The organism is Streptomyces specialis, assembly GCF_001493375.1.
GTDB lineage: Bacteria > Actinomycetota > Actinomycetes > Streptomycetales > Streptomycetaceae > Streptomyces > Streptomyces specialis.
Genome location: NZ_LN929823.1, coordinates 1 through 3,316 on the forward strand (window position 1 = coordinate 1; position 3,316 = coordinate 3,316).

The following is a 3,316-nucleotide window of genomic DNA, read 5'->3' on the forward strand; positions in this document are numbered from 1 at the left end:
CGCGGAGAGGTGTAAAAGAGCCAGCCCCCCCCCCCCCCCGCCGGTCCGCCCCCCGGGCCGGCCTGACAAGGAGGGTACCCACCGGCGCCCCGGCCCTTGTCGCCCGCGACGGCAAACCCCGCGCAAACAAAGCCCGGTTCGTCCGTCCGCGGTTGACAAAGGGCCGTGCCCGCCCGCTGGTCCGGGTGAGTGGGCGGCGGTCAGGAGGAGTTGACGCGCTGGATCTCGGTCAGGACGCGTTCCTTCAGGGTGCGGCCCATCGGGGCGTAGCCGAGGGCGGACGCGAAGCGGTCGGCTTCCACGTCCGTCAGGGTCCACGTCCAGAAGTCGCGGAGGACTTCGGCGGTGTCGTCGTCGTAGCCGCACTCGTAGGCGAGGATCCAGTTGGCACCCGTGATCGGGTAACCGTCCCCGCCGATGTCGTCGATGGTGAACTGGAAGTCGTCGGGGATCTCCGCCTCTTCCGAGGCGGCCGTGGTGGCGGCCAGGGTGGGTTCAATCGGGACGCCGTCCTCGTTGACCACGCGGGCGGTCGCCAGTTGGTTGTTCAGGGCGTAGGACTGGTTGACGTACCCGAGGCCGCCGGGGCTGGCCTCGACGGCCTGGATGACGCCGTCGTTGCCCTCGCCGCCGACCGTGCCGTCGTTCCAGTCGATGTCCGTGCCCGCCGCGTACTCGTCGGCCCAGAGCTGGACTTCGTGGGTGAGGTAACTCGTGAACACGTACGTGGTGCCGGAGCCGTCCGAGCGGTGAACGGGCACGATCTCCCGGTCGGGAAGGTCGAGATCCGGGTTCAGCGCGGCGATCGCCGGGTCGTCGTACCGCGTGACAGTGCGGTCGTAGATCCCGGCGATCACCTCGGCGTCGAGGATCAGGCCGTCCAGCGCCGGGTCGTTGAGCGCGATCACCACCGCGCCGAAGACCACGGGGAACTGCACGGCCTCGCAGCCGCGCACCTGACGGGCCACCAGCAGCTCGCTCTCCTGGAGATACCGCTCCGAGGACCCGAAGTCCACGCTCTGGGCGAGGAACTGCTCGATGCCCTCGCCGGAACCGGTCGCCCGGTAGTCGATCGTCGTGCCCGTCTCGATGGTGGTGTTGTAGTAGGACATCCACTCCTGGAAGAGCGGGTCGGGGAACGTCGCCCCCGCCCCGACGATGTCCCCGGAGAGCGTGCCCCTGCTGACCGCACTGCCGTCCTCCACCAGGCACCCGGTCAGGACCAGGGGGAGGACCAGGGCGACCGCCGCGACGGGCGCGGCGGCCCCGGGGAACGACGCGAGCCTGTTCCGCATGCGCCAGTCCCCAGTCTCAGCCGAACCGGCCGGAGACGTAGTCCTCGGTCTCGCGGTTGGCCGGGTTGGTGAAGATCCTCGTGGTGTCGTCGATCTCGACCAGCCCGCCCGGCTTGCCGATGGCCTTGAGGTTGAAGAAGCCGGTGACGTCGCTGACCCGCTGCGCCTGCTGCATGTTGTGGGTCACGATGACGATCGTGTACTGCGCCTTCAGCTCCATGATCAGGTCCTCGATGGCCTGGGTGGAGATCGGGTCGAGCGCGGAGCACGGCTCGTCCATCAGCAGCACGTCGGGCGCCACCGCGATGGCGCGGGCGATGCACAGGCGCTGCTGCTGGCCGCCGGAGAGGCCCGAACCCGGCTTGTTCAGCCGGTCCTTGACCTCGTCCCAGAGGTTCGCCGAGCGCAGCGACTTCTCGACCAGGGCGTCGAGGTCGGTGCGCTTCATCCGCTTGTTGTTGAGCTTCACCCCGGCCGCGACGTTGTCGTAGATCGACATGGTCGGGAACGGGTTGGGCCGCTGGAACACCATCCCGATGTGCCGGCGGACGCCCACCGGGTCCACGGTCGGCCCGTACAGGTCCTGCTGGTCCATCACGACCTTGCCCTCGACCCGTGCCTTCGGCACCAGTTCGTGCATCCGGTTGAGGGTGCGCAGGAACGTCGACTTGCCGCAGCCGGACGGGCCGATCAGAGCCGTCACCGAACGTGGCTCGATCGTCATCGACACGCCCTGCACCGCGAGGAACTTGTCGTAGTAGATGTCGAGATCGCTGACCTCGATGCGCTTGGCCACAGTGCTTCCTTGTCCTCTTCGTCTTCTTCTTCGTCTTCTGCGTCTGTGTCTGCTGTATCCGCTGGGCCCGCTGTGTCCGCCGCGTCCGCTCGCGTCTCAGCGCGTCTTGGGGGCGAACAGCCGGGAGATGAGGCGGGCCAGCAGGTTGAGCACCATCACGATGAGGATCAGCGTGAGCGCGGCCGACCAGGCCCGGTCGATCGAGAACTCGGGCGGCACACCGGGGTTGGAGTACTCGTTGTACGAGAACACCGACAGCGTCGCCATGCGCCCGTCGAACGGGTCGAAGTTGTCGCTGGCCGTCATGCCGACCGTGACCAGCAGCGGCGCGGTCTCGCCGATGACGCGGGCGATGGCGAGCGTGATGCCGGTGGCGATGCCCGCGATGGCCGTGGGCAGCACGACCTTCACGATGGTGCGCCACTTCGGCACGGCCAGCGCGTACGACGCCTCGCGCAGCTCGTTGGGCACCAGCTTGAGCATCTCCTCGGCGGAGCGCACCACGACCGGGATCATCAGCACGCTCAGCGCGACCGAGCCCATGAAGCCCATCCGGATACCGGCGCCGTAGAACAGCTCGAACAGCGCGTACACGAAGAGGCCCGCGACGATGGAGGGGATGCCGGTCATCACGTCCACGAAGAAGGTGATGGCCCGCGCCAGCCTGCCGCGGCCGTACTCGATCAGGTAGATCGCGGTCAGCAGACCGATGGGCACGGACATCACCGCGGCTATGCCGGTGACGATCAGGGTGCCGATGAGCGCGTGGTGCGCGCCGCCGCCCTCGCCGACGACGTTGCGCATCGAGTTGTTGAAGAAGTCCGAGTCGAACCGCGCCCAGCCCCGGTCGACGACGGTGAAGAGGACGGACACCAGCGGCAGGATGGCCACCAGGAAGGTGGAGGAGACGACCGCCGTGACCATCCGGTCGAACGCCTTGCGGCTGCCCTCGACCGCGCGGGACCAGGCGTAGATCGTGAGGGTGTAGCCGACGGCGGCGGCGATACCGGCCACGGCCTGGCCCCAGCCGGCGACCTGCCACAGCAGCGCGGCCACCACCACGAACGCCAGCAGCGTCAGCGGCGCGGCGCGGGGCGGCAACGTGCCCTGGGTGAGGGGGACATCGGGGAGCAGGGCCTCGGCTGTCTCCTATACACCTCTGACCCCGACAACGCAGAAGATAGAGCGCAGCGTGAGGGGCAGCCAGGTATACATCACACATTCA

3 protein-coding genes are annotated in these 3,316 nt (G+C 68.4%); all 3 read right to left on the bottom strand.

Features of this window, described 5'->3' with window-relative positions; genetic code table 11:
- Positions 1 to 200 precede the first annotated feature (200 nt).
- The 3 genes from pstS to pstA all read right to left on the bottom strand — a co-directional run bounded on the left by pstS (position 201) and on the right by pstA (position 3,192).
- Positions 201 to 1,295, bottom strand: a complete 1,095-nt coding sequence (pstS, locus tag BN2279_RS07680) for a phosphate ABC transporter substrate-binding protein PstS (RefSeq protein WP_059007778.1) — start codon at positions 1,293 to 1,295, stop codon at positions 201 to 203.
- 16 nt (positions 1,296 to 1,311) lie between these two features.
- Positions 1,312 to 2,091, bottom strand: coding sequence for a phosphate ABC transporter ATP-binding protein PstB (gene pstB, locus BN2279_RS07685; RefSeq protein WP_059007780.1), 780 nt, complete (start codon positions 2,089 to 2,091; stop codon positions 1,312 to 1,314).
- Between the two features lie 96 nt (positions 2,092 to 2,187).
- Positions 2,188 to 3,192, bottom strand: coding sequence for a phosphate ABC transporter permease PstA (pstA, locus tag BN2279_RS07690; RefSeq protein ID WP_234347579.1), 1,005 nt, complete (start codon positions 3,190 to 3,192; stop codon positions 2,188 to 2,190).
- Positions 3,193 to 3,316 lie beyond the last annotated feature (124 nt).